Raw genomic sequence first — 25,091 nt, forward strand, 5'->3', positions numbered from 1 at the left:
GTTTCTTAGTGTAGGCAACCCATGGGGGGGGAGTCTCTCTATTAACGACAGAGAATGATGTTGGGAAATTGAGTCTCAGAGCTGTAGGTTTTCCCAAAATTCTGTGCAAGGAGTATGTGTATGAAACCGAAATTCAGGTTAGAACAGGCCCAGACGACAAAGGGCGTTCATCGTAGGGACTTTATGAAATTCTGTGGAGTTGTCGCTACAGCGCTCAGTCTCGACATCACTTTCATTCCCAAAATTGCCGAGGCCTTGACCTCCGACAACAGACCTCCCGTCCTATGGCTGCATTTTGCCGAGTGTACCGGCTGCACCGAGTCTATCCTCAGGACTTCAAGCCCATGGATGGACGAGCTGCTGTTCGATACCATTTCCCTGGAGTATCATGAAACTCTCATGGCCGCAGCTGGGCATACTGTTGAGGCCCTGCTTGCTGAGGCCGCAGCTGTCCATCAGGGTGAGTTTTTCTGTGTTGTGGAAGGTGCCATCCCCACCGCCGACAACGGTATCTACGGCACCATTGGGGGGCGTACCATGCTGAGCATAGCGGAAGAGATCCTGCCCAAGGCCAAAGCGGTGATTGCCTGCGGCACCTGTGCAGCCTATGGAGGCCTGGCAGCCGCTTCTCCAAACCCGACGGGTGCCAAAGGTGTCCAGGACGCGCTCCCGAGCCTCAACGTGCCAGTCATCAACCTGCCGGGTTGTCCGCCAAATCCTGTCAATTTCGTCGCAGTTATCACGAGCTATTTGCTGAACGGGCAGCTTCCTGCCCTGGATTCACTCGGCCGTCCAACTTTTGCCCATGGTCGTACAGTGCATGATCGCTGCCCCTATGATGAGGACAGCCTGGAGAGGTTCTGCCTGGAACATCAAGGTTGTAAAGGTCCGCGCACCCGCAACAACTGTTCGACCATCAAGTTCAACGACGGGACCAGCTTCCCCATGCAGGTCGGCCACCCGTGTATCGGCTGCAGTGAACCCAATTTCTGGGACACCATGAGCCCAGTCTATTCCGGAAGTGTGGAGGAATCAGGTGGGTCGGATGACTACCCTTCAGGTGGCGGCAGTGATATCCCGACTGATGGTGGCGATATCCCTACCGATGGCACCGGTGATATTCCGACTGATGGTTCCACCAAAGGGAATGGGCGTGTGAAGAACGCTGACCGGGGCAACAAGAAAAGCAGCAGTAATTAACGAGGGAGTATTGAATCATGGTTGAACGTTTAGTTATAGATCCGGTGACCCGAATCGAAGGTCACCTGAAAATAGAAGTAGAGATCAACAACGGTGTGGTAACTGATGCTTGGAGTTCAGGTACTCTGTTCCGCGGCATCGAGACCATCCTCCAGGGCCGCGATCCGGATGAAGCCTGGCTGATCACCCAGCGCCTCTGCGGCGTCTGCACCTATATTCACGGCGTCACCTCGGTGCGTTCGGTTGAGGATGCGGTAAATGTCACTGTGCCGGAGAATGCCCGTCATATCCGCAATCTGTTGACCGGCGGACTCTTTGTTCATGACCACCCGGTACATTTTTACCACCTGAGTGCACTGGACTGGGTTGATATCGTCAGCGCACTCTCGGCCAACGTTGCCGCCACCGAGTCGATGGCCAACTCGTTGTCACCCAACGCACCGGCCATCGACTTCGCCGCCACCCAGCTGAGCCTGCAGAATTTTGTAGACAGCGGCAAGCTCGGCCCGTTTGCCGGTGGCTACTGGGGACACTCCGCCTACACCCTGTCGCCGGAGGAGAACCTGCTCTTTGCCGCTCATTACCTCTACGCGCTGCGCCAGCAGGTGAAGGCGGGCCGCATGCACGCAATCTTCGGCGGCAAGAATCCGCATGTGCAGAGTCTCAGGGTCGGAGGTGTAACCTGTCAAAACGAGATCAACAGTACCCGGATCAACGAGTTCAGAAGCCTTTTGAACGAGATGCGTGATTTCATAGACAATGTCTACCTGCCGGATGTCCAGCACCTTGCCTCCGCTTATCCTGAGTGGGGTGCCATCGGCGGCTTCAAGAACTACCTGGCCTTCGGTGAGTTCCAGATGAGCAACACCAATCAGGGCGACCTGTTCCTGCCCGCCGGTGTGATCATGGATCAGAACATTGGCCAGGTGAACGATGTCATGCTGGGCGAGATCAACGAGCACGTCCAGCACAGCTGGTATGAGGGCTCCACCGCCCGCTATCCGCAAAACGGTGAAACGGTACCCGGCTATACTGGTTATGATACCGCTGACCGCTACAGCTGGATGAAGGCTCCCCGCTATCAGGGTGAGCCGATGGAAGTTGGCCCGCTGGCCCGTGTGCTGGTCGCTTATGGTATGGGCCATTCAGCTTTCGTGAATGCCGTGGACAGTTTCCTGGCCAAGGCAGGTCTGACCATCGAGGCCATGCATTCCACCTTGGGCCGTTCAGCGGCCAGAGCCATCGAAACCAAGGTCATCGCCGATGAGATGGGCTCCTGGCTCGATCAGCTCCAGCCGGGGGCCATTGCCAGGGTATCCGTCTCCCTGCCGAACCAGGCCTCCGGTATCGGCCTCAACGAGGCGCCGCGAGGAGCGCTTGGTCACTGGATCAACATTGAGAACCAGAAGATCGGCAACTACCAGATGGTGGTTCCTTCCACCTGGAACCTGGGCCCGCGCTGCGCTTCCGGATCACGTGGACCTGTCGAGGAAGCACTTATCGGAACCCCGGTGGCGAACCCCGAGCAGCCGGTTGAGATCCTGCGTATCGTACATTCTTACGATCCATGTATCGCTTGCGCGGTCCATGTGACTGATAACGACCAGCAAACCCATTATGAAGTTAAAGTTTTGTAAATAAATCGAACGTTCCGAAGAGTAGGTTGGTTCTACTCTTCGGTTGAACCTGCAAAAGAGATAGGTATGCAGAAAAGAAAGAACATTCTGGTATTGGGAGTGGGCAATATCCTGCTGCATGATGAAGGAATAGGTGTTCACGTGGTGAGGGATCTGGAAGAGCAGTACTCTTTTTCCAAAGAGTTAACCCTCCTTGACGGGGGAACTCTCGGTATACGGCTGTTGGATGCTATGGGGCGGGCCGATTACATGATCGTGGCCGATACCTTGTGTTCAGGTAAAGCTCCCGGCACCATTACCAGATTGACCGGTAGCGAGTTACGTGGCCGGGTTGCGGCCAAAAACTCACAGCACCAGGTGTCTTTCCTGGAGACCATCGCCTATGCCGACTTTCTGGGCATGCTGCCCGAGACAGTGATGATCGGCTGTGAACCCAAAGATCTCAGCGCCTGGGGCACGGAGTTAACCGAAGAGGTTGCTGCAGCCAGACCGCAGATGATTGCGAGAGTGATAGATGAGATTCGGGCGGCCGGTGGTGAGGTTATGCAGGCTCAGATGTAAGAGATGAAGCAGGAGGAAAAGGGTATGTCTGCCGGTAGTTGGGAGACTAACGGCAGACATGCCAGATGACGTTTTTAATGATCGTACTGCGTTGCATACTCTGCGTCGTTATACATCGGTTCACCGTAAAGATCCTTGCCGAAGCTGCCGATAATAGCCTGGCCTTCTGCTGAAGCGACAAAGTCGATGAACTGAGAAGCCAGCGGTTGAGCTGCGGTGGCACCTTCCGGCTGGCAAAGACCGTGGTAGGTGTTGATCAGCACAGGATCACCTTTAAAGAGTACCTTAAGGTTACCCATCTCTTTTTTACCGGCAACCCAGGTGGAAGAATCAGTCATGAAATAGCCGTTGGTCTGGTTGGCCTGTTTCAGGGAGGCCATCATGAATTCCCTGGTGATTACGTACCAGTCACCAGCCGGTGCAACTCCAGCGGTTTTCCAGATTGCCAGCTCTTTCTTGTTGGTGCCTGAGTTGTCTCCACGGGAGAGAAACGGGGCTTTTACCGCGGCAATTTTGGCATACGCGTCAGCAGCGCTGGTGGCACCAGCAATTCCTGCAGGGTCATTTTCCGGGCCGACGATGTAAAACTCGTTGGAACCGATCAGGGAGCGCTTGATAGCCCAGCCGTCAGCTATAGCCTGCTTTTCTGCAGCCGGGGCGTGCACCAGAACCAGATCAACTTTCTTGTCTTTCAAGAGCGCAAGAGACTTGCCGGAACCCGCTTTTTGCCAACACATTGTGGAGCCGTGCTTGTCGTTGAAGGTATTGGCCAGCTCTTCAAGCAGGCCGAGTTCACCGGGGCTGCCGGTGGCGAGAGTGTAGGTGTTTTCGCCGTTGCCATAGATGGCTTTGCAGTTGTTTGCGGCCTGGGCTACGGTTGCCCCGGCGATGGCCAGGGCCATTGAGGCACCAAATACGAGCTTCCTGATATTCATGATTGTTCCTCGGAGGTTGTTGTTCTGGACGTGTTCAGCTGGTCGAGAATGGAACACGCATCTCTACGAGGAGGGCAGATACCCTTTTATGGCCGGAGCTGTCAATGTTGTCAGCATGGATGACCAAAACGGACAAAGATGAACAGTGGAGAACGGGCAGTGCGCTGCAATTGCCAAGGGCCTGGTAGCCCTGTTTCAATATCAGCCAACAGTTCCCATGGTCTTCAGAGTCTCTTCACGAATGGACTCAATCAGCCCTTTTTTGGCCTCCATAAAGAGTGGTTCTGTCATTATCTCGTAGCTGCGGGGACGGGAGATGCCGATACGCTTGTCCTGCTTGAGTCGGCCGGGCCGCGATGACATCACGATAACCCGATCGGAGAGGAATATTGCCTCATCAACGTCGTGGGTGATAAAGAGCACTGTGGTTTTGTGCTCTCCCCACACCTTCAGCAGCAACTCCTGCATCATGCCGCGGGTCTGGGAGTCAAGTGCCCCGAACGGCTCGTCCATCAATAGCACCGATGGTTTATAAACCAGTGCCCGGGCAATGGCCACCCGTTGTTTCATGCCGCCTGAAAGCTCGTTTGGGTAGGCCTTTTCAAAGCCGACCAGTCCCACCGATTCGATGTAGTGCTGCACCAGTTCACGCTTTTCACTCTCCCCCATGTCAGTTCCTTTCAGGGCAAAGAGAATATTGTCGGTGACTGTCAGCCATTCAAAAAGGCTATAGGACTGGAACACGAAGCCGCGATCCCTGCCGGGGCCGGAGATGGGCATACCATCTATCTGGACCTGGCCTTCGGTGGGGTCGACCAGGCCGCCGACGATATTGAGCAGGGTCGATTTCCCGCAGCCCGAGGTGCCGACCACGGTCACGAATTCATTTTGGGCAATCTCTAAATTGAAGTTATCGAGCACTACGAAAGCCGTGCCGTTCTTATTATAGATTTGCGAGACATTGTCGATTTTGATTTTCGGAATTGTCATTGCTGCGTGTCCCTTTATTGCCCTTTATTCCACTTAAACAGTACTTTGCCGGAAAGTTTGAAAATATAGTCGGTAATCAGCCCTAAAAAGCCGATGAAGAGGATGCCGAAGATGATGGTATCGGTGGCCAGATAGCGTTGGGCGTCCATGATGCGTCGTCCCAGGCCGTTATTGGCGGCCACCAGTTCGGCTACAACCAGATAGGTCCAGGTCCAGCCCATGGTGATCCTGAAGGTGTCCCAGATCTTGGGCATGGCGGCGGGCAGAACTATGGATTTCAGGATTTCAAAACGTGAAAGCCCAAGGGTTTGCCCGACTTTGATAAGACTGATCGGCACCGACTTGACGTTATCCATCACCATCAGTACCTGCTGGAAGAAGGTGCCGATAAAGAGGATCAGGAATTTCTGAAAATCACCTATACCGGCCCAGAGGATAGTGAGTGGTATCAGGGCGACCACTGGCATATAGCGGACGATATCGATAAAGGGTTCGAACAGTCCCTCGAAGAACTTGAAATTGCCCATTAATATACCGATGGGAACAGCAAACAGTGTAGCGAAGCCCCAGCCCATGACGATACGATAGATGGAGGCGGAGGCATCTGCCCAGAGTATGCCCTCGTTTATCTGCCGTAATCCTTCCGTGGCAATGTTTGCTGGCGGCGGCAGAAAGAGGGGGCGTATCAGACCACTGCTGGTGACAATTTGCCAGGCAACAAGAAGCAGCAGGATAAAACCTGCTCCTAAGGCGATATAGACATTTTTGGGGATATCTTCTCGTAGGGCAAGGTAGCGGGTCGGTTTCTTGTGCTGGCGTGTGGTGTTGCTGTCAGGTGATGGTTTTTGTGGGTCGGTCATTGGGGCAATCCTGCAGGGAATGTAGGAGCAGGGGTAATCCGCCAAACGGCTACCCCTGCGTTCTTACAGAGCGGTCGGCAGCTATTTGGCCATGTTCTTGATGACGTCTATGCCAAGTGCGTCAGCCGGGTCGGCGACAGTTTTGATAACGTCCGGAGTGGTCTCTTTCATGATAGTGTTGATATCGACCATGGTTTTCTGGAACTCTCCAGCCAGAATTTCCTGGTTTCCCTTGAGGTCGTAAACATGTACTCCCTCCATGGCGAGCTTGTACTCATCCATCGGGCTTTTTACCGCATCGGCAATGATTTTGCCGCCTTCTTCAGGATTCTCGTTGAGGAATCGAACGGCTTCATCCCAGGCTTTGATCAGCGCCTGAATAGTTTCAGGATTGTCCTTGATGAATGTAGCGTCGGAAATGGCAACATCACTGATGAGACCGGGCTTCTCGGCACCTGTGTAGAGAACCTTATAATCATCGCCTTGCCGTAACGCGGCAGAGATGTACGGTTCGTAGGTGACTGCGATATCGACTCTACCGGCTATAAGCGCCAGGCCTGCATCGGCGGCAGCCATATTCACTGGCTCGATATCTCTGATGGTCATGCCATTTTCTTTGAGCGCGTAGTTGATCAGCAGATCACTGGTTGCACCCGCTTCATAGGCGACTTTTTTACCTTTGAGGTCAGCAATGGTTTGTACTGATTTCGGTGCCAGAATGGCATCTGCCTCATAGGCGGAATCGAGTATCAGGAATGCCTGCAGATCGATGCCCTGGTTACGTACTGTGATCAGGGTATTGGTCGCCGCGGCGATAACCTGAACTCGGCCGCTGGCGACAGCGGCACTCATGTCGGCATCCCAGGTGAAATTAACGATCTCGGCATCAAGGCCATGTTTGGCGAAGAAGCCTTTCTGGTCGGCAATCCACCAGGGGCCGTAACCGAGCCAGGGTTGAACACCGACTTTTACAGTTTTTGCAGCAACCGGGGTAGCTGGAACCAGAAAACCTGTGGTGAGGCAGATGGCAAACATTGCCAGGGCCAATAACTTTTTCATAACAACTCTCCTCAATTCATTTTTATTCAGGAATAATGGGGGAATATGACCCTGGTTCGGTCAAGGCACATGCTCTGGTGATTCCGGCAGGGTCGGGAAGTACGTACACTGAAAACTGCGGATGTGTTGTAACTGCACAATAAGTTGAACCAAAGGATTCTTAACCTTTTCGAACCACAGAGTAAAGAAAATAAAGCATAAATGACGTTTTCCTTATCTATGTGAGGGTCGAGTTTCGGTTATTGCCGGCAATATCGGCGATAGCTGGCGAATCAATTGGTAACATTAATGGAAATGGAGCTTGAGCGGCAACTCTATTGTTTGATAGAATGATACTGATATCTATCGTATTTATCTCTTTGATTTTCTGACATTTCAAAAGATCGTCTTTGGCCGATCAGTACCAGGGGGTGAAAAGTGATAGTGCGTCTCAGCAAGTCCCTGTGTGTATGGCTCATCATGATACTCCTCATGTCTGTACTCGTTCTCCAGAGCCGTGCCCGGGCAGATCTCGCTTTGTCCAGGCAAGTAGCCGAAACAGCGATGGAGGATACCAGTGGTTGGCCTCTACCTCCTGCTGGACCCGCCGCTGCAAAAAACAAACTGATTGTTTATGTCGCTGAAGACCTCAGAAACGGTGGGGTCTTGGGAGTGGGCTCCGGTGTCTGTGAGGCAGCGGAAAGCATTGGCTGGCAGTGTCGAGTATTTGATCTCGGCAGCCTTGACGTGAAGAGGGAGGCGATTTTTTCAGAGGTTTTTGAGCTGGAACCGGACGGAGTGGTACTCGGTGGTTTGGATGCCCATGCCAGCCTGAGATATCTGGAGCGGTTTAAAGACGCGGCAATTCCGATTGTGGGTTGGCATGTTGCGCCATTTCCTGGCGTGGTGGAGGGGACACCTATTGCAGTCAATATTGCCACGGACTCAAAAGATGTGGCCAGGGTGGCGGCGCATTACGTGATAGCAGACTCCGGGGGCAAAGCGTCGGTCATACTATTTACGGACAGCCGATTTGCCATCGCCCTGAAGAAATCGGACATCATGGCGGAGATTATTCAGAGTTGTGAAGGATGTGAAGTTCTCGAAATTCTGGATGTCAGCCTGGATAGTGTGAATGTACAAATGCCTGATGTCATAAATGCTTTAATTGGGAAATACGGCGAGCGCTGGAATTACTCTCTCGGCATAAACGATTTATATTACGATAGTTCTGTAACTTCACTGGTGCTGGCTGGTAACGATCCCGGTGGGCCGCCGTTCAATATTTCGGCCGGGGATGGCAGCCCATCCGCTTTTTTGCGAATTCGCAGCGACAGTTATCAGAAGGCAACGGTTCCGGAACCATTGCTTTTTCATGGTTGGCAGCTCGTAGATGAACTGAACAGGATCTTCAGTAACAAACCGCCAAGCGGTTATGTGACCCCGCCGCATATCGTGACCAGAAAAAATATATGGCCGAAGGATGAAGGTCTGAACCTGTTTGATATAAAAAATAATTACAGGGAACATTACAGCAGAAGCTGGTCCGGGAACCAATAACCTGAATATTTTTTAGGGATTAACAACCGAACCTCATCTTTCAGTATAGTTTTTGAATCCCTGGCGATCGTTGCAATTCGCTGGATTGGCAATACCTTATTTCCTATTATGGAAATATTCGGGCAAACTGATGAGAAAATGGTTTTACAGTATTCAATCAAGATTGACGGCGACCCTGGTTATTGCAGTGCTGGTTATTCTGCTGGGAGGCTGTCTGTATTTTTACTATTCAAACCAGCTGCTATCGGCCACAGAGATCTTCGTTGAGAATACCCTTCCCAGTATAGAGACGGCAAATGCACTTGAGCATACGGTTACCGAAATCGGCAATTTCAGCCGGGACCTGACAGAGAGCGATACTGTCGATGACCTGAGCCTGATCTATGGGCGGCTCGAGGTACTGCTCTACAGACTGGAAGACACCACAGCGAGAATATCACAGAAGGAGGGGGGGTTCGATCTCCTGAAACTCAATTACCTGAGTCAGGCGATTCACACTCTAGTGCTGCAGATTTTCCAGCTTGAGGCCCATAAGCTGGAGATCGAACACCAGAGAGAGAGTCTGCTTGGTGATATCGGCAGTCAGCTGCTGGCGGAGGCGCTGCCCTATGCTGCGGTAGTCAATGCTGAGGTATGGCGGGAAAAGGTCGCTGTTGATGCCCAGCAGGTTACCGCGGATCTGTTACGTAGCTGTCTCCTAAAGATGGTTATCATCTCAAGCCAGCTTGAGTTGGTGAAAGAGAGTGAAGAAATTGATGCGCTGGAGGACTCTTTCGTTATCATCAAGGGTGTGTATACCAAAATGCTGGCGGCCAATCAGCAACTGGCACCTGTGAAGAGTGTCTATCAGACCCATATCAGTGACATGGAGGCGCTCTATGACAGGCATCGCAAGTACCTGCTGATAAATGAGGACGTTGCCATGTTTTCGACAGAACTGGATGAGCAGATAATAAACCTGGCCTCCCTTGCTTCAGAGTCGGTGGATGTGGTTTTCGGCCACTTTCATCAAACTGCGGCAAAGGTCATTGAGAAAGAGCGCATAGGGTTGTACATCACTACAATGCTCACTCTCGGGGCGATTGTAACGCTCTATATACTCTATCGCAGGGTTGTGGTGAGTGGCTTTGGTGACAGGCTCAGCCTCATCAGCCGTGCCATGGTGGCGGAGTCGGGGAGTGAGCCGCCCCATATCCCGGTAAGAGGCAGGGATGAGATCGCGGTGATGGCCAAGGCAGCGGAAGAATTACTGGGAAAAGCAGTGCGTCTCAGAAATCTTGCCGCAGTCGACCAGTTAACCCAGGTGTGGAACAGACGTCATTTTTTTGAGTTGGCCGCAATTGAGACAGACCGGGCGACCCGACATAATAGTGTCTCGGTGATAATGATGCTGGATATCGATCATTTCAAGAAGGTGAATGACACCCATGGTCATAATTTTGGTGATCACGCCCTGTTCGAAGTGGCTCAGAGTTGCAAAGGTGCAATCCGTTCAATAGATATCTTTGCCCGCTACGGCGGCGAAGAGTTTGCCTTGATTATGCCTGAAACCTCTCTGGAGGAGGGCGTAATAGCCGCAGAACGTATTCGAACCACCGTTGCCTCTAAACCACTGCAAACGAAAAACGGTAAAGAACTTGTACTGACAATTAGCATTGGCATGGTTGAGGTTCGGCTGAACCAAGTCAAGATTGATGATGCTCTGGGGTTTGCCGACCGAGCACTCTACCTTGCTAAGAAAATGGGGCGAAATCGAGTGGAAGTTTTTCAAACGGGCAGCCTGACAGGTGGCTGGCAGGACGAAATGTCTTGAATATACCTGGGCAAGAGCTGTATCCTGACTCTTTTGTTGGGTAGCGTGCCGGGGCTCTGTTGGCAACGTTTTGTGGTGTTTTGATTTTTTACTTTTATGTGTTTGGAATGGCTTGGTTATATCTGTTTATTGCAGGGTTGTTTGAGTGTGGTTGGGCTATTGGCCTGAAATATACTGAAGGTTTCACAAAACTGATGCCCTCATTGTTCACTGTCGCAGCAATGGGGGTAAGTTTTTTTCTGCTCTCTGCAGCTATGAAAACCATTCCGGTCGGTACTGCCTATGCGGTGTGGACCGGGATTGGTGCCGTTGGGGTAGCCATTATGGGTATGGTGTTGTTTGATGAGTCACGTGATATCATGAGAATCTTGTGTCTGCTATTGATTGTGACAGGGATTATGGGGTTGAAATTCCTGGCTATGAGCGCGGAGTGAGATGATTTCAACACCCGGTGATATCATATACGCATCCTCGCCCGGGACCGGTATCGAAGCGCTCTCCTGCGTGAGTGATTTCCACTTCGGCACTCACATCCACGATGGGCACGTTATCTGGCTCAACTCAGCTGGTGGTGAGCATTTCTCGGTGAAAGGAGACAGTGACATCCTGCAACCGGGTAGCGTCAGCGTAATAGAACCGGGAGTGGCCCATACCAATCATCCCTGTGAGGGCAGCGGGCGTCACCTCCGCAGCCTCTATCTGGCACCCGATTTTTTTAGCCGGGTGGCGCAGATGTTCATCGGTATTCCTGATACCATAAACCTGCCGACAGCAACCTATCATGATGAGGTGAGCTGGCGTGAGTTACTCAATCTCCATGAGGCTGTTGTCTCGGGACAGGAGCAACTGGTTACCGAACAGTTTGTGGTCAGCCTTTTTACCAGACTCTGGCGGAACACCACTGCGGTACAGCGTAGTTCAGGCCAAAGCGTACGTTTTACCAATAAAAGATTTTCACAGCTTGCCGAAGTTCTGCACAGCGACCCGGCACAGTCTCACACGCTCTCTCAATTGGCCGAGTTGGCCGGTTGTACCGAACACTACGTGATCCGTCTCTTTAAAAAGCACTGTGGAATATCACCCCACGCCTATCTGGTACAGTTGCGACTGGAGAAGGCACGCAGGCTGTTGGGGGCAGATGTTTCCATTGCCGATGCAGCCTTCCGTTCAGGTTTCGCCGACCAGAGTCACCTCACCCGCAAATTCAAAGAGCGCTATGGGCTTACGCCTGGGCGTTACGTAAACCTGTAGAAGTAGCACGACCTGAAGACTTTTCAGACTGACAACGCAATCCGCGCCGCCCAGGTCAATTTTGTTCAAGACGTGGCTGGTGATTATTCGTTATCCTGGCTGATCGATATATTTTAACCAGAAGAACAGGAAACGAATACCATTATGACTCCCTATCTCTACGCGCTCGGCGCAATTCTCTGCTGGGCCAGTCTGCCCGCGGCGACAGGCTCAGGTCTGGTAGAACTCACAACACCAGAGCTGATGTTTTTCAGCTTCACAGCTGCAGCGATCTATCTGTACCTGCAGGATCTTGTGGTAAAGCGTTCAGCCAGAGTTTTTCTGCCCCCACTTCCTGCATCTCTTTTTGGTGTAACGGGGATTTTTGTTTACCATTTCGTCTATTATCTGGCACTGGAGCGGGCACCTCTGGCCGAAGGTGCCATTCTGGCTACGACCTGGTCTTTGTGGATCGTGATCTTCTCGTCAATTCTGCGCTTGAAGCGGTTGGCGCCGTCGATGATTGTCACAGCCGTACTCGGCTTTGCCGGCGCAGCTCTGGTGATTGGTGGCGGCAAGGAACTCTCTTTTCAGGCTGCGGCCATGCCCGGCTATCTGCTCGCCCTGTGCTGTGGTCTGATCTGGTCGAGTTTTTCCGTAGCATTGCCATATCTGAAAATAAAAGAGGAGCCAATGACCGCCTTCACCATCTACGCGGCGATCTGCTCGGCGATTCTTTATGTTTGCACCGGGCCATATGAGATGCCATCTCTGCAGGCTCTATTATCGGCAACCTACCTTGGCTGCGTGCCGCTTGGTCTGTCATTTTTCTTGTGGAACAGGGCTGTTACCACAGGCAATATGGTGATTGTCGGCTTTTTGAGCTACCTCACCCCGCCACTTGCGGTGTTGCTGGTGGCGCTGGTTCATGGTCAGAAGATCAACACGTCCGTGATCTGGGGAATGTGTTTGATTATTGGCGCCTCACTTCTTGGCAGGTTAAGATTGAATATGCTTGAAAAGGGTGGAACGAAAAAGACGTCAAATTGAAAAAAGATGGTGAGAATGGAACCGGTTGGTTGTTAAAATGGGAGGTACTTATGTCTGATTAAGCTTGTTTTCCTATCTCATAATTGCTGTATCATTGGTGTGTTACCAGAGCCTTGAAGCATTTTTTGTTCTGGAAGCACCACACTGCCTTCTAACTCGGCAACGGTGTTCTCAACCCGTGCCACCAAGAATTGATCTGCTGCATATAACCTTTCCAAGGTATTCAATTCATATGAGTTTTTTCAACTCTATCCGTCATGAATTGCCCTCAACCAATACCGCTTATATTTTTGGTACCCCATTGTGCCGAGCTTCCGTCAGTTCGTTGTTTTTCCGAATGGATGAGTGATATGATGTAGTACCGAATTGTTCATTGGTAAACGCCTTGGGTTATGGTGCTTGATCAATGTCAACACAATCAGACTACATAAAGCCGGTATATCTGCTGTGGGTTTATGTAGACAATATGGCACGTTCAATTCATGCCCATCAAGGGAGAATGTATGCCGATCTTCAGTTATCTCGCCATTGCTAAAGCAAATGCAAGGGAGTCACTCTGCTCTGAATTATCTGCTCTCAAATATTGTGAAGTGATTCCAGCCGAAAATCAGGAGGTGATCGTCCTTGTGACGGATACTCCTGACCATGCGACGGAGAAACAGCTTGCCGAAACATTGAAGACCCTGCCGTCTCTGCAATCTTTGAGCCTGGCCTTCGGTTATGACGATACGTTATGACGAAACAGAATGACAAGGGAGATTACACAGACCATGAAACTCGACAGAAGACAGTTTATAAAACAGGCGGCGATAACAAGTGCATTTGCGACTGCCGGTTCTCTTTTTCCTGGCATAAGCTTCGGAGACTGGACCAGACTATCGAATAACTCAGGGGTTATTGCGTGGCAGAAATCTCCCTGCCGTTTCTGCGGCACCGGTTGCGGTGTGTTGGTGGGAGTGAGTGATGGTCGGGCGGTTGCGGTCAAGGGTGATCCGAACTGCAGCGTGAATAAAGGGCTGTGCTGCATGAAGGGCTACCATTCGGTGCAGGCACTGTATGGTAAAGATCGGCTGACCAAAGCCCAGGTGCGAAAGAACGGCACCTTGGTTGATGTGCCCATCCAGGAGGCTCTTGATCTTATCGCTGACAAAATCACTGAGACCAGAGAGCAATATGGCAAAGACTCTGTGGCGATTTATGGCTCTGGCCAGTGGACCATCCCTGATGGTTATGTCGCATCGAAGCTGTTTAAAGGGTGTCTGGGCACCAACAATGTAGAAGCGAATGCCCGGCTGTGCATGGCCAGCGCTGTAACCGGTTTCATGACTTCTTTCGGCATTGATGAACCGATGGGCTGTTACGAAGACATTGATCACGCCAACGTCTTCATCACCTGGGGCAACAATATGGCGGAGATGCATCCGGTGTTGTTTTCGAGGATGTTGGCCAACAGGAAACGCAGAAGCAATGTTGCCATTATCGATTTCGCCACCCGCTATACCAGAACCAGCCAGGCCGCAGATAAAAGTATAATTTTCAAGCCGCAAACCGATTTGGCCGTGGCCAATGCCATCTGCTATGAAATTATCAAAAACGGCTGGGTGAACCAGAACTTTGTCGACGAGCATGTTTCTTTTCATAGCGGAAAAACCAATATAGGCTATGGCACAGAAGATCATTTCTCTTTTACAGACCAGCCTGAAACTATCAACTTTGGCCAGTTCGAAGAGTTTCTGCAGGATTATACTCCGGAAAAAGTAGAAAAGATTTCCGGGGTTTCAGCTCGGGATATCAAGTATCTGGCTGCTCTTTATGGTGATCCTTCCCTGAAGGTTACGTCATTTTGGTGTATGGGGATGAATCAGCATACCCGTGGCACCTGGATAAATAACCTTGTCTATAATATTCACCTGCTGGTGGGCAAGATTTCCACCCCGGGCAACAGCCCCTTTTCACTCACCGGCCAGCCCAGCGCCTGCGGAACGGTGCGTGAGGTCGGTACCCTGACCAACAGGTTGCCCTATGGCGAGGTTACCAATGAACACGCCCGTGAAAAGGCCGCGGAGATATGGGATGTCCCGCTTGAGAATATCGACCCGAAGCCAACCTATCACACCGTTGAAATGTTTCGTGCCCTCGACAGGGGTGATATACGCTTTATCTGGATCCAGGTAACCAACCCGATGGTAACCATGCCCAACCTGAAAAGGTATCGTGATGGTTCCCTGAAAGAAGACCGCTTTGTGGTGGTATCAGATGTGTACCCAACCCCAACCACCGATGTGGCTGATGTGATCCTGCCAGCTGCGATGTGGATAGAGCAGGAAGGAATGTATGGTAACTCAGAGCGTAGAACCCAGCATTTTACACGCATTGTCGAGCCGCCGGGCGAAGCGATGTGTGATACCTGGCAGATTATCGAGGTAGCACGACGGCTCGGCTTTGAGAAGCAGTTCCCCTGGGACCAGGAAGAATATATTGCCAACATATGGGAAGAATATCGAAAATTCCATGCCGGGCCGAAACATGAAATGGCTCCTTACACGGTACTACGTGAGCGCTCGGGAGTGCAATGGCCCTTTGTAAACGGTAAAGAGACCAGGTGGCGCTTCAACGCCAAGCACGATCCCGCCTGCACCAACGGTAAAGATTTTCATTTTTACGGTAAGCAGGATAACCGCGCCTGGATATGGGCACGACCGTATGAACCTGCCGCAGAATCTCCCGACGCTGAGTATAATTTCTGGCTCAATACCGGCCGGGTTATCGAACACTGGCATACCGGCTCGATGACCAGGAGGGTGCCGGTGCTGCATAATGCTGTGCCATCGTCCTATGTGGAGATTCACCCGGAGGATGCAGCCGAGTTGGGGGTTGTGAACGGTGAGCGCGTCAAGATCATCTCCCGCAGGGGCGAGATAACAATACCAGCCCAGATAAACGGCAGGGGGGTACCGGTGAGAGGTATGGTCTTTGTACCGTTTTTCGATGAAAGTTACCTCATTAACGAGGTGACGCTGGATGCCTTTTGTCCTATTTCCAAACAGCCGGATTATAAAAAATGTGCTGTACGACTGGAGAAAGTGTGATGAAATATCTCAATCAGGAGGGCAAGTTGCTTGCGTACGTTGCCATTCTCGGTTTCGTCGGTATTTCAATAGTATTGCAGACAACTGTCTTGGCAGAATCCAATGTCCCTGTTCGGTTTGATAATGAGGGCTGGAAAATTTTCAGGGCTCAGAAAGAGACTCCGGTAATCAATCTTGAGGCGGGCTCCGGTGCCAGAACCCTGGCGGATTTTTACGGCCTGCGTCAGTACCCCGGCTCTCCGCCACGCATTCCCCATGAGGTGGATATCACCTTCAGCGGTAATGAGACAGATTGTCTCTCATGCCACGAAAAGGGTGGATACAGTCAGGAATTTGATGCATTCGCTCCTGTTACGCCGCATCCGGAGAATATCTTATGCTATCAATGTCACACCCTGGTGCAGACAGAGGAAAAGTTTGTCGAAACAGATTGGGTATCTATACAACCGCCCCGCCTTGGTCAATCGTTTCTCAGCAGTTCACCACCAGCGGTGCCGCATAGCCTGCAACTGCGGGAAAACTGTATAGCCTGCCATACGGGCCCGGCGGCAGTGGTCGAGATACAGATACAGCACAGTTCAAGGGGTGACTGTCGGCAATGTCATTCGGTCGTTATTCGGACAGCACCATTTAAGGAATTTGAGCGGCCGGAATAGTTGAACGGTTCTAACCACCACCCAGGCAAGGTTTACAATGAACAGAAGAGTCGGTTTGTGTTTTCTCCTTTTGCTTTCGGCCTGCATCTACGGCAGCTTCGCAATGGCAGCCAGGAAATCGTTTATGGATGAGGTGAGAGAGTCGGAAGCGCCTTTTGATAACCGAACTGTTCCTCTTGAAAAGCAGGTTATCGAAGAAACGGTAGTTACCATGTCACCGAATAATGATGAATTTTTTCGGGTTCTGGCCAGAAAAAAGCAGATAGGGCGTTACAAGTGCAGCAGTTGCCATACCGATAAACCGGTGAAAGCACGGCAAGGGCTTGAGCTCACCCACAGCGATGTGGTGCTGCAGCACGGCCTGGGTGGCAGAGCTCTTGTTTGCATCGATTGTCATCACCGTGAGGAACGCGATTACCTGGAAGATAAAAAGGGGCGGAAAATAGATTTTGATCACAGTTATCAGTTATGTGGTCAGTGCCATTTCCGCCAGAAAAGGGACTGGCTCGCCGGGGCACATGGCAAGAGGGTGGCCAACTGGGCCGGTGAGCGCGTGGTCTATAACTGCGCTACTTGCCATAACCCTCATTCGCCGCGCTTTGAAAAACGATTCCCGGCTACCTATTCGGTGCCTCTGGACTGATCGGGAGAAAATATGAGCTCTGATAAAAAGCACCCTAAAGAGTCTGATATTATAAAACTTCTTGAAGGTGATAGCAGCAGAAGATCGTTTATAAAAAATCTCTCAATTGCTGCCGCTGCGGGAAGTGCGGCCTTGACCACCGGCTGCATTCCTTCTCTTGCGGAAGCAAGTACAGAGGAGATGAAACTGCGCTGGCAGGAGTTTTTCAAAAAACATTATCGTTTGATGACCCAAGAGGAAAAAGATGCAGCCGTGGGGCGGCTGGAGCGGCTGGCAAAGCTTGAGAACAATCTTGATCTGCAGATGGGCAGTGAGCCTCCGATTGATGGTGTGCTCTATGGTTACGGTTTTAATATCACACGCTGTACAGGGTTTATGGAGTGTGTCACCGCCTGCATAAAAGAGAACAATTTAGACCGTAAAGTACACACCCAATATATCCGGATTTTTGAAATGGAGCCGGGCAAACTCGACCCTAGCACCGGGGATGGCCAGTATTACCATGAGGTGCCGGTGGATAATAAATTTTATATGGGTACGCAATGTTTTCACTGTGAAAATGCCCCGTGTACCAAGGCCTGCCCGACCAAAGCGACCTGGAAAGAACCGGACGGAATTGTGGTTGTTGACTACGATTGGTGTATCGGCTGCCGATATTGTCAGGCGGCGTGTCCATACTATGGCCGAAGATTTAACTGGGGAAAGCCGGAAATACCGAAAGACGAGATAAACACCAAACAGCATTACCTCGGTAACCGTATCCGGCCTATGGGAAAGATGGAAAAATGTACCTTTTGCATTCAACGAACCAGAAAAGGCCGGCTGCCAGCATGTGTTGAAGCATGCCCGACAGGTGCCCGTGTATTTGGCAACTTGCTCGACCCGGACAGTGAGATTCGTTATGTCCTGAAACATAAGAAGGTGTTCAGGATGAAGGAGGAATTAGAGACGGATCCTAAGTTTTGGTACTTTATTGACTGATAGGTGTCATATGCGAGCACTTCATGAGAAGAGTCTGAAAACATTCTTTATAGACGGTATTCGTTGGAATCTTCAGGGCACCCCGGCCTTTCAGATATTCAGGCTGGTGCTGCTCGGTTGTATGGGCCTTGGCATTTATGCCTATTCTTTTCAGGCTCGGTACGGCCTGTCTGTAACGGGTATGAACGACATCGTCAGCTGGGGGTTTTACATTTCCAACTTCACTTTTCTGGTAGGAGTGGCAGCTGCTGCGGTTATGCTGATTTTACCGGCCTACGTCTTTCATGACCCTGATTTTCATCGGGTGGTCATTATTGGTGAGGGGGTGGCGGTTGGCGCATTAATTATGTGTCTGACCTTTATTCTGGTAGATCTGGGCGGCCCGCTGCAGGCATGGCATCTTATTCCGGGCATTGGACTATTCAATTTCCCTTCATCGATTCTTGCCTGGGATGTAGTTGTTCTGAATGGGTATCTTCTGTTAAACGCCCTTGTGCCAGCCTATATCTTATATTGTCACTATATGGGTAGAAAGGCGGATGAAAGAAAGTATCGGCCCTTCGTCTTTCTGTCGATATTCTGGGCATTTTCCATTCATATGGTTACAGCCTTTCTCTATCAGGGCCTGCCTGCGCGGCCATTTTGGAACAATCCATTAATGGGGCCACGCTTTCTCGCTTCGGCTTTTGCTGCAGGCCCGGCCCTTATTACTCTTATTCTGGCAATTATTCATAGCTCTACCACCTACAAGATTGACAGGTCCGTCTTCAGTAAGCTGCGGATTATCATTGTCATTTCGGCGATAATTAACCTCATCATGCTCTTTTCAGAGATCTTTAAAGAGTTCTATTTTACCACCCATCATTCAATCTCTGCGGTATATCTCTTTTTTGGGCTGGATGGCTATGACGCACTTGTTCCCTGGATCTGGACTTCGGTATGTGCAAATGTCCTCGCCACTCTGGTGCTTGCCCTGAACCCAGGCAAGAATAACCCTAAAGTTTTACTGCCAGCTTGTGGCTTACTATTTATAGCGATATGGATGGAAAAGGGGATTGGTCTTATTGTGCCCGGCCTGATCCCAAGCCCGCTCGGTGAGGTTGTGGACTATTTGCCAACCTGGGTTGAACTCTGTGTGACCTTGGGCATACTCGCGCTTGGCATAACTGTGGTGACCTGGTTGGTCCGGGTGGCGCTCATAATCGAACAGAACGAAAATCCCCTAGGCTAAGGTAACATAGGTATAACTTTTAGAGAGATTCCACTTTGACCAGAACTCTATACGGCAATCAGAGGGACGGAAAGGCTAACTGGAAACTCATTTGGATAGACCGCCTTTTCTACTGCCATGACGCCGGGATTTCATTTCTTCTTTGTGTTTCAGCGGAGATGGTGTAACACAGAGCAGGGGCTGGACTTGAACGTCTGTTGTTCATAATTTGAAAGGGTAGCAGTGTATCCTCCCCCCAAAAAAACTCATACAATCTAATAATTGATCAGGTGACTCAGTGCAGGAACTACAATATTTACAAGGTTATCCCAACGATATCACAGCGCAGGTACAGCACCTGATCGAGAAGGGGAAATTGCCCGCACTCCTTCTTCAAAAGTATCCTTCACCCCATGAAATTCGTACCGATAAAGCTCTCTACGAGTACGTGACGGCGATCAAAAATTCTTCCATACAAAAGTCACAGCCTCTCAGCAAAGTGCTCTATGACGCCAAAATCAAGATGCACTATCAAGCCCTCGGTGTGCACAAAATTATATCGCGGGTGCAGGGGAACAAGTTGAAATCCAAAAATGAGATCCGCATCTCCTCTGCGTTTAGAAACGCACCAGAACCACTTCTTCGCATGATTGTCGTGCATGAACTTGCTCACATCAAAGAGAGGGAGCACAACAAAGCTTTTTATAAGCTCTGTAAGCATATAGAGCCCCAATACCATCAACTTGAATTCGATATGCGCCTCTATCTGACACAGTTGGATATTTTTGGGCCGTTGTATTGAACTCAATAAAATTCCCACGAAGATTTAGCACAGTAACTTCTATCCTGTTTGGGGGAGAGTTGTAACTATACGACCCTGTAACGAAGGCTCTGCGGAAAAATCTCTTGACCCGCAGGGTGACCTTTTTCGACTTGAGACGAACAGCACTCTGATTGTGAACGATTCAAACAATTCAGTGCTGGCAACCATTCGAGATTCAATTTTAACAGGTCATGAGAAATTCGGGTTAGCCCGACTTTCTCATCAAGAAAGTTTTTCGCAGATCGAGGCACAGGCCGTGGAGCTGTAGTAATTTACCGCCTATGGCCTGTAACGAAGGCTCTGCGAAAAAATCTCTTGACCCGCAGGGTGACCTTTTTCTACTTGAGATGAACAGCACTCTGATTGTGAACGATTCAAACAATTCAGTGCTGGCAACCATTCGAGATTCAATTTGAAAAGGTCATGAGATATTCGGGTTACACCTCACACCAGTAGATCCGCACATGCTCCGGCTGGTCTTCCAGTACCGGGAAATCCATCGGCGGGCTAAGTTGGGTGACTGTGCCGAAATGTTTTTCCAATTCCTGGAGATAATAAGCCGGCTTTCCGCCGCGATGATTATTGGCAAAGAGAGCAATACCGTTACCAGAGAGCAGTAATCGAATCTGTCTGGCAAGTTCCGGCCATTGCTGCTCAACATGGAATCCGCGACCTTTGCCGGCAGAAGCAAATACCGGGGGGTCACAAATAATGAGATCCCAATAGGCATAATCACTTGGATCAGCACTCTGTTTGCGCTCCTGCCTGCTCAACCATTTACATACATCTCCCTGTATAAATTTGCCCCGACCTGATTGATCAAGACCATTGATTGCAAAATTTTCCTTTCCCCGAGCCAGGGTCGAGCCGGCCAGATCCACGGAAAAAACAACTTCAGCCCCGCCAGCAAGAGCAGCTGCGGAAAATGAGCAGGTAAACGAGAAAAGGTTTGCTACACGTCGAGCGCCAGCGGTTTTGCTCACGCGCCTTCTGGAATCGCGTTGATCGAGGAAGAGTCCCACATGCTGTGAATCGTTGATGTTCACCTCAAAGAACAGATCGTGCTCACGTGCCAAAACGCTATCCGGTATCGGTTCCCCCCAACAGATCACGTCCTGAATAAGTTTTTTGCGATGCGGATTTTTAGCATGTTGCCGTAACAGTGCACCACGCCATTCGATTTTTGTTGCCAGATAATCGCAGACAGGGGCCAGTTTGCTCTTGAGCTGTCCGGAAGTCAGCTGCTCACTAAAAGCGGCAATAGAAAGATACGCATCATAGATGTCTATGCTCACCGGTAAATCCAGCTCTCCGCGATGGATAAGCCGATAACTGTTGCTCACCGTGCCGGGCCACCCCATTCGCCGTTCCCAAGCCACCGCTGCATCCTGCAAAATTCGCTCTTTCCCTTTCAAAAGGAAGGTAAAAGAATCAGGAAATTGTGCTGTTACTTCCGCAGAAATACCAGGCCAATTGAGCCTGCTGGAATGCAGACAGAGTCGTGAAAAGGACCTGCCTCCATACTCTTCATCACCAAGGATAGGTACGCCGGAGAGAGCCGCATGCTGTCGTATCTGATGAGTACGCCCACGCTTGATGACAGCTTCATAACAATAGCAGCCGTGACCGCTTTCTATGAACCGAAATTGTGTCGAACACTCCTTTCCGGCCAGGGGCTCATTAATGGTCCACTGCGTATTTTTACCTTCTTTTCCCTTATAAGGTCGATGGCTTATGAAATGATAGGTCTTCTCTGCCTGAAGAGTTTCATGAATGTCCTGAGCCAGGCTGCTCGCTTTTTTTGTTTTGGCAAAGAGTAAAACCCCACTCGTTCCCTTGTCAAGTCTGCAACATACAAAGGCTTTCAGGTTGTGGTGGAGCTCCAGCCACTCCACCAATCCGGAACCGCCTCTCACAGCGGCATGTGTTGACAGTCCCGTGGGCTTGTTTACGACCAGCCAGTTATCATCTTCATATGCAATCATAATATTACTTCATCAGCTGAATGTCTTATTTGAACAGTGGTTGACTGTTTCATTGCACCTTCGTTGGTGCAGTCATGATCAGTTATCTGGTTGATCAGCACCCATGAGCGTGCCTCATCGGCAGTAAAGCACCGACAGATACGCAGAACCTCGCGAGCGTGATTTGGTCTTATCAGCAGGGGCGGGCGCACATTTGATGCACCTGCGGGGCCGACTCCAGGGTTGGCAAATTGTACTCTATAACTGGAGGTTGAAGAGGCGACAACTCTATCGCAATGAAAGAGGCTCGTCGGGATAATCCAGACTGTGACCCCTTCGACAGTTGTATTGAGCGTATCCGGTCTGCTGATGGTACTTCTGGCAACTCCGTTTTCATGCTCCCTAATGATATCGGTGTATCCCTGCTGTTGGGGCATGACACGTCTATGCCTTGCTGGCATATCATTTTTTACTCTACTCTTTGCAGAATAAAAAGCAGGAAAATAGGAATGGGGAAACTACGACAGGCCAGAGACCGAGAGAGATCAAGTCATTTCTGTGGCAGGATATCTATTTTGGCGCTGGTGTTATTTGCTTTCAAGATACAAAAGCGGGAAACGATATTATTGAACTTGATCCATTGAGAGTAGAGATGGTCAAAGACCCTGGCTAGTATGTTTTGCATGCCTGGCATCTTAATGGTGTCTGTGGTTTGTTGGAGATATGCACGCCACATCCTGAGCATCCTGCATTGGCAGCGAACATCGAAGAGGAAAGAAGCAACTATCGTTCGCTGTTTTCCAAGGATGTTGCTGGCAAGTTGTTGGTAGAGATACGATCAAATGCCAGCAAGGGCCCGGCCATAGGAATCCATCGATTCAGAGAATAAGTCGAGTCGCTGATCGGGAGGAAGGTAACAGCGTTGAAAAAGGGAGACCCTATATTTCATTTACTTTCGAAAGTAACCGTCAACCTTGTTTACACCCCATTGCTCGTCAGGTAACTTTGTTTACACAATGTGCGGACAAGTAATTGACATTTCTTTTATATTTCATTACGTTAGTAAGCTAACTCAACACCGCTCAGCATTGTTACCACCAGGGTCATAATTAATGTGAAGAACGCTTCAAAGCAGGACCTCAGCCAACTTCGACAACGACTTTCCCAGGCGTCCAACTCGGGTACGCTCGAAAATTATAAGTCATCGGTCATTTTCTATACCAGGATTCTTCCCAAGGTTATGGGGGTAGAACGGTGTACAATTTTCATCCTGGACAGCGACTCAAACAAAATCTGCTCAGTGTTTGGAACCGGTCTGGAAGAAATGCACATTATGCCGCCGCTTGAAGACAGTATTGTGGGGCAGGCAATTTCAACAGGGCAAAGCATAATTGATAATAACCTGAGCAGTCATTCAGGCTATCATCTCCACACAGCCAAACAGACAGGCTTTGTTTGCCGGAATCTGCTATGCGCTCCCATAAAAAGCAAAAAGGATATAAGGGTTTATGGCGCTATACAGCTGCTGAATAAGGTGGGTGATAGAACCTTTACAGATAACGACAGTGTTGTGCTGGAAGAGGTGGCCCAGCTGCTCTCCTCCTCCATCGAAACGATCCTGCTGAACAAGGAGATTCTGCAACTCGCCGATGTTCTCGGTCAGGAAGTCGACAGATTGAGCCGGACCTCGGCCACCGAGAAACGTGTTATTGCCGAAAGCCCCGCTATGCTGGAAGTTCTCGACATGGTGGAGGTTGTCAGCAACACTCCGGTAAATGTCGTACTTCTTGGCGAAAACGGGACCGGGAAGGAATTGCTTGCCCACATGATCCATGAAAAAGGAGCGCGACAGGCAAAACCGTTTGTTCCCGTCAACTGTGCCTGTATCCCGGAAAGTCTCATCGAAAGTGAATTTTTTGGACATGAAAGAGGCGCATTTACCGGAGCGGATAACAGCCGGAAGGGCAGGTTTGAAGAATCCCATGGCGGTACGTTGTTCCTTGACGAAATCGCAGAGATGCCCCTTAGCGTACAGTCCAAATTTTTACGGGCAATTGAAGAACAGGAGGGCCGCAGACTGGGAGGCAACAAAAACCTGAAATATGACCTGAGGCTCGTCAGTGCAACGAACAAGGACCTCATGGCGGAGGTGCGAAAAGGCACATTCCGGGAAGATCTCTATTTCAGGCTTTTTTCGGTGGAAATCGTTGTTCCCCCTCTTCGAGAACGACGAGAAGACATTTTCCCGCTTTCGCTCCATTTCCTTGCGGCCACGAATAAACGTTTCTCTAAAAATGTCGCAGGATTTTCAAGCGAAGTACTCAACTTTTTCGAGAAGTATACCTGGCCGGGTAATGTTCGCCAGTTACTGAGGGAAGTAGAGCGGCTGGTCGCACTTACCTCGGACAATGAAATCATCCAGATCAAAAACTGTTCCCCTGGCCTGCTCAATTTCCGCCCCGGAAGTGTCGAGACCAATGACCTCGGGAATTGTGATTCCCTCTCCATCCCTGATCATGTAGAGCATCTTGAAAAGGACCTTATTCGTCAGGCCATGCACAGGGTCTCCGGAAACAAAACACAGGCCGCCAGACTGCTCAGTCTTACGCGACAGGGGCTCGCTCAAAAACTTAAACGCTACAAGCTTGCAGTCTGACGACGTGCTCCTCCGCTGAGACTGCAACATCACTATTGAGTTCCGATCCTAAAACTACCCTTCCGTCCAATCTCAGGGTTGCGGCTCAGATTTTCAAACTTTCCTGATTTCCCCAATGCTCACCGAAGGCCAGTCCATGCAGCACCATCTTCTACAGTTTTTTGCCAGTAAAGAGGGCTAACTATAGTCCACTGG

At 50.4% G+C, this 25,091-nt stretch carries 22 protein-coding genes and 1 pseudogene; 16 read left to right on the forward strand and 7 right to left on the reverse strand.

Annotated elements, in window-relative coordinates:
• Positions 1-120: 120 nt before the first annotated feature.
• The 3 genes and pseudogenes from FCL45_RS06675 to FCL45_RS06685 all read left to right on the forward strand — a co-directional run.
• A pseudogene (locus tag FCL45_RS06675) lies at positions 121-1,014 on the forward strand (hydrogenase small subunit); the annotation flags it as partial.
• A gap of 203 nt (positions 1,015-1,217) precedes the next feature.
• A complete protein-coding gene (locus FCL45_RS06680) occupies positions 1,218-2,837 on the forward strand; it encodes a nickel-dependent hydrogenase large subunit (RefSeq protein ID WP_136798937.1) in 1,620 nt (539 codons plus the stop codon).
• Between the two features lie 66 nt (positions 2,838-2,903).
• Positions 2,904-3,398: a HyaD/HybD family hydrogenase maturation endopeptidase gene (locus tag FCL45_RS06685; protein ID WP_136798936.1), complete on the forward strand. Its 495-nt coding sequence runs from the start codon at positions 2,904-2,906 to the stop codon at positions 3,396-3,398.
• Between the two features lie 74 nt (positions 3,399-3,472).
• On the opposite strand, the gene FCL45_RS06690 is transcribed toward FCL45_RS06685, so the two are convergent.
• The 4 genes from FCL45_RS06690 to FCL45_RS06705 form a co-directional block, all read right to left on the reverse strand.
• Entirely contained in the window at positions 3,473-4,333 is an 861-nt protein-coding gene (locus FCL45_RS06690; RefSeq protein ID WP_228721449.1) for an ABC transporter substrate-binding protein, read from the reverse strand.
• Between the two features lie 201 nt (positions 4,334-4,534).
• Entirely contained in the window at positions 4,535-5,323 is a 789-nt protein-coding gene (locus FCL45_RS06695; RefSeq protein WP_136798935.1) for an ABC transporter ATP-binding protein, read from the reverse strand.
• Positions 5,324-5,337: 14 nt separating this feature from the next.
• Entirely contained in the window at positions 5,338-6,183 is an 846-nt protein-coding gene (locus FCL45_RS06700) for an ABC transporter permease (protein WP_136798934.1), read from the reverse strand.
• An 81-nt stretch (positions 6,184-6,264) separates the two neighbouring features.
• Entirely contained in the window at positions 6,265-7,242 is a 978-nt protein-coding gene (locus FCL45_RS06705) for an ABC transporter substrate-binding protein (RefSeq protein ID WP_136798933.1), read from the reverse strand.
• A gap of 471 nt (positions 7,243-7,713) precedes the next feature.
• On the opposite strand from FCL45_RS06705, the gene FCL45_RS06710 reads away from it, so the two are divergent.
• The 12 genes from FCL45_RS06710 to FCL45_RS06765 all read left to right on the forward strand — a co-directional run bounded on the left by FCL45_RS06710 (position 7,714) and on the right by FCL45_RS06765 (position 20,255).
• On the forward strand, positions 7,714-8,781 hold the full coding sequence (locus FCL45_RS06710; protein WP_167495854.1) for a type 1 periplasmic-binding domain-containing protein: 1,068 nt from the start codon (positions 7,714-7,716) through the stop codon (positions 8,779-8,781).
• 130 nt (positions 8,782-8,911) lie between these two features.
• Complete coding sequence (locus FCL45_RS06715) at positions 8,912-10,594, forward strand: GGDEF domain-containing protein (RefSeq protein ID WP_136798931.1); 1,683 nt, start codon at positions 8,912-8,914, stop codon at positions 10,592-10,594.
• A gap of 107 nt (positions 10,595-10,701) precedes the next feature.
• Positions 10,702-11,028, forward strand: a complete 327-nt coding sequence (gene sugE, locus FCL45_RS06720) for a quaternary ammonium compound efflux SMR transporter SugE (protein WP_136798930.1) — start codon at positions 10,702-10,704, stop codon at positions 11,026-11,028.
• A 1-nt stretch (position 11,029) separates the two neighbouring features.
• Complete coding sequence (locus FCL45_RS06725) at positions 11,030-11,845, forward strand: helix-turn-helix transcriptional regulator (RefSeq protein WP_136798929.1); 816 nt, start codon at positions 11,030-11,032, stop codon at positions 11,843-11,845.
• Between the two features lie 144 nt (positions 11,846-11,989).
• Positions 11,990-12,874, forward strand: coding sequence for a DMT family transporter (locus FCL45_RS06730; protein ID WP_136798928.1), 885 nt, complete (start codon positions 11,990-11,992; stop codon positions 12,872-12,874).
• A gap of 503 nt (positions 12,875-13,377) precedes the next feature.
• Positions 13,378-13,611, forward strand: coding sequence for a chaperone NapD (locus FCL45_RS06735; RefSeq protein ID WP_167495853.1), 234 nt, complete (start codon positions 13,378-13,380; stop codon positions 13,609-13,611).
• A 33-nt stretch (positions 13,612-13,644) separates the two neighbouring features.
• Positions 13,645-15,963: a molybdopterin-dependent oxidoreductase gene (locus FCL45_RS06740; protein WP_136798926.1), complete on the forward strand. Its 2,319-nt coding sequence runs from the start codon at positions 13,645-13,647 to the stop codon at positions 15,961-15,963.
• Positions 15,963-16,619: a hypothetical protein gene (locus FCL45_RS06745; protein ID WP_136798925.1), complete on the forward strand. Its 657-nt coding sequence runs from the start codon at positions 15,963-15,965 to the stop codon at positions 16,617-16,619. Before FCL45_RS06740 ends, FCL45_RS06745 begins: the two co-directional genes overlap by 1 nt.
• Positions 16,620-16,656: 37 nt before the next feature.
• Complete coding sequence (locus FCL45_RS06750; RefSeq protein ID WP_136798924.1) at positions 16,657-17,262, forward strand: hypothetical protein; 606 nt, start codon at positions 16,657-16,659, stop codon at positions 17,260-17,262.
• 12 nt (positions 17,263-17,274) lie between these two features.
• Complete coding sequence (locus tag FCL45_RS06755; RefSeq protein ID WP_136798923.1) at positions 17,275-18,243, forward strand: 4Fe-4S dicluster domain-containing protein; 969 nt, start codon at positions 17,275-17,277, stop codon at positions 18,241-18,243.
• Between the two features lie 10 nt (positions 18,244-18,253).
• Positions 18,254-19,474 (forward strand): sulfate reduction electron transfer complex DsrMKJOP subunit DsrP, encoded by a 1,221-nt coding sequence (gene dsrP / locus FCL45_RS06760; RefSeq protein ID WP_136798922.1) that lies wholly within the window; start codon positions 18,254-18,256, stop codon positions 19,472-19,474.
• Positions 19,475-19,751: 277 nt separating this feature from the next.
• Complete coding sequence (locus tag FCL45_RS06765; protein ID WP_136798921.1) at positions 19,752-20,255, forward strand: M48 family metallopeptidase; 504 nt, start codon at positions 19,752-19,754, stop codon at positions 20,253-20,255.
• Between the two features lie 458 nt (positions 20,256-20,713).
• On the opposite strand, the gene FCL45_RS06770 is transcribed toward FCL45_RS06765, so the two are convergent.
• The 3 genes from FCL45_RS06770 to FCL45_RS24805 all read right to left on the reverse strand — a co-directional run bounded on the left by FCL45_RS06770 (position 20,714) and on the right by FCL45_RS24805 (position 22,925).
• Positions 20,714-22,261 carry an RluA/RlmK domain-containing protein gene (locus FCL45_RS06770; protein ID WP_136798920.1) on the reverse strand — a complete coding sequence of 516 codons (1,548 nt, stop codon included), beginning with the start codon at positions 22,259-22,261 and terminating at the stop codon, positions 20,714-20,716.
• On the reverse strand, positions 22,258-22,701 hold the full coding sequence (locus FCL45_RS06775) for a Clp protease/crotonase-like domain-containing protein (RefSeq protein ID WP_136798919.1): 444 nt from the start codon (positions 22,699-22,701) through the stop codon (positions 22,258-22,260). Before FCL45_RS06775 ends, FCL45_RS06770 begins: the two co-directional genes overlap by 4 nt.
• Positions 22,702-22,790: 89 nt before the next feature.
• A complete protein-coding gene (locus tag FCL45_RS24805; RefSeq protein WP_267314009.1) occupies positions 22,791-22,925 on the reverse strand; it encodes a hypothetical protein in 135 nt (44 codons plus the stop codon).
• Positions 22,926-23,354: 429 nt separating this feature from the next.
• Between FCL45_RS24805 and FCL45_RS06780 the strand changes: the two genes are divergently transcribed.
• On the forward strand, positions 23,355-24,896 hold the full coding sequence (locus tag FCL45_RS06780; protein WP_136798918.1) for a sigma-54-dependent Fis family transcriptional regulator: 1,542 nt from the start codon (positions 23,355-23,357) through the stop codon (positions 24,894-24,896).
• The last annotated feature ends 195 nt before the right edge of the window (positions 24,897-25,091 follow it).

This window comes from Desulfosediminicola ganghwensis, assembly GCF_005116675.2.
In the GTDB taxonomy this organism is placed as follows: domain Bacteria; phylum Desulfobacterota; class Desulfobulbia; order Desulfobulbales; family Desulfocapsaceae; genus Desulfopila; species Desulfopila ganghwensis.

Excerpts from the sequence above, each read along its gene's own strand:
- FCL45_RS06680 (WP_136798937.1), top strand. The coding sequence starts at position 1,218 with ATGGTTGAACGTTTAGTTATAGATCCGGTGACCCGAATCGAAGGTCAC.
- FCL45_RS06685 (WP_136798936.1), top strand. The coding sequence starts at position 2,904 with ATGCAGAAAAGAAAGAACATTCTGGTATTGGGAGTGGGCAATATCCTG.
- FCL45_RS06690 (WP_228721449.1), bottom strand. The coding sequence starts at position 4,333 with ATGAATATCAGGAAGCTCGTATTTGGTGCCTCAATGGCCCTGGCCATC.
- FCL45_RS06695 (WP_136798935.1), bottom strand. The coding sequence starts at position 5,323 with ATGACAATTCCGAAAATCAAAATCGACAATGTCTCGCAAATCTATAAT.
- FCL45_RS06700 (WP_136798934.1), bottom strand. The coding sequence starts at position 6,183 with ATGACCGACCCACAAAAACCATCACCTGACAGCAACACCACACGCCAG.
- FCL45_RS06705 (WP_136798933.1), bottom strand. The coding sequence starts at position 7,242 with ATGAAAAAGTTATTGGCCCTGGCAATGTTTGCCATCTGCCTCACCACA.
- FCL45_RS06710 (WP_167495854.1), top strand. The coding sequence starts at position 7,714 with ATGTCTGTACTCGTTCTCCAGAGCCGTGCCCGGGCAGATCTCGCTTTG.
- FCL45_RS06715 (WP_136798931.1), top strand. The coding sequence starts at position 8,912 with ATGAGAAAATGGTTTTACAGTATTCAATCAAGATTGACGGCGACCCTG.
- sugE (WP_136798930.1), top strand. The coding sequence starts at position 10,702 with ATGGCTTGGTTATATCTGTTTATTGCAGGGTTGTTTGAGTGTGGTTGG.
- FCL45_RS06725 (WP_136798929.1), top strand. The coding sequence starts at position 11,030 with ATGATTTCAACACCCGGTGATATCATATACGCATCCTCGCCCGGGACC.
- FCL45_RS06730 (WP_136798928.1), top strand. The coding sequence starts at position 11,990 with ATGACTCCCTATCTCTACGCGCTCGGCGCAATTCTCTGCTGGGCCAGT.
- FCL45_RS06735 (WP_167495853.1), top strand. The coding sequence starts at position 13,378 with ATGCCGATCTTCAGTTATCTCGCCATTGCTAAAGCAAATGCAAGGGAG.
- FCL45_RS06740 (WP_136798926.1), top strand. The coding sequence starts at position 13,645 with ATGAAACTCGACAGAAGACAGTTTATAAAACAGGCGGCGATAACAAGT.
- FCL45_RS06745 (WP_136798925.1), top strand. The coding sequence starts at position 15,963 with ATGAAATATCTCAATCAGGAGGGCAAGTTGCTTGCGTACGTTGCCATT.
- FCL45_RS06750 (WP_136798924.1), top strand. The coding sequence starts at position 16,657 with ATGAACAGAAGAGTCGGTTTGTGTTTTCTCCTTTTGCTTTCGGCCTGC.
- FCL45_RS06755 (WP_136798923.1), top strand. The coding sequence starts at position 17,275 with ATGAGCTCTGATAAAAAGCACCCTAAAGAGTCTGATATTATAAAACTT.
- dsrP (WP_136798922.1), top strand. The coding sequence starts at position 18,254 with ATGCGAGCACTTCATGAGAAGAGTCTGAAAACATTCTTTATAGACGGT.
- FCL45_RS06770 (WP_136798920.1), bottom strand. The coding sequence starts at position 22,261 with ATGATTGCATATGAAGATGATAACTGGCTGGTCGTAAACAAGCCCACG.
- FCL45_RS06775 (WP_136798919.1), bottom strand. The coding sequence starts at position 22,701 with ATGCCAGCAAGGCATAGACGTGTCATGCCCCAACAGCAGGGATACACC.
- FCL45_RS24805 (WP_267314009.1), bottom strand. The coding sequence starts at position 22,925 with ATGCAAAACATACTAGCCAGGGTCTTTGACCATCTCTACTCTCAATGG.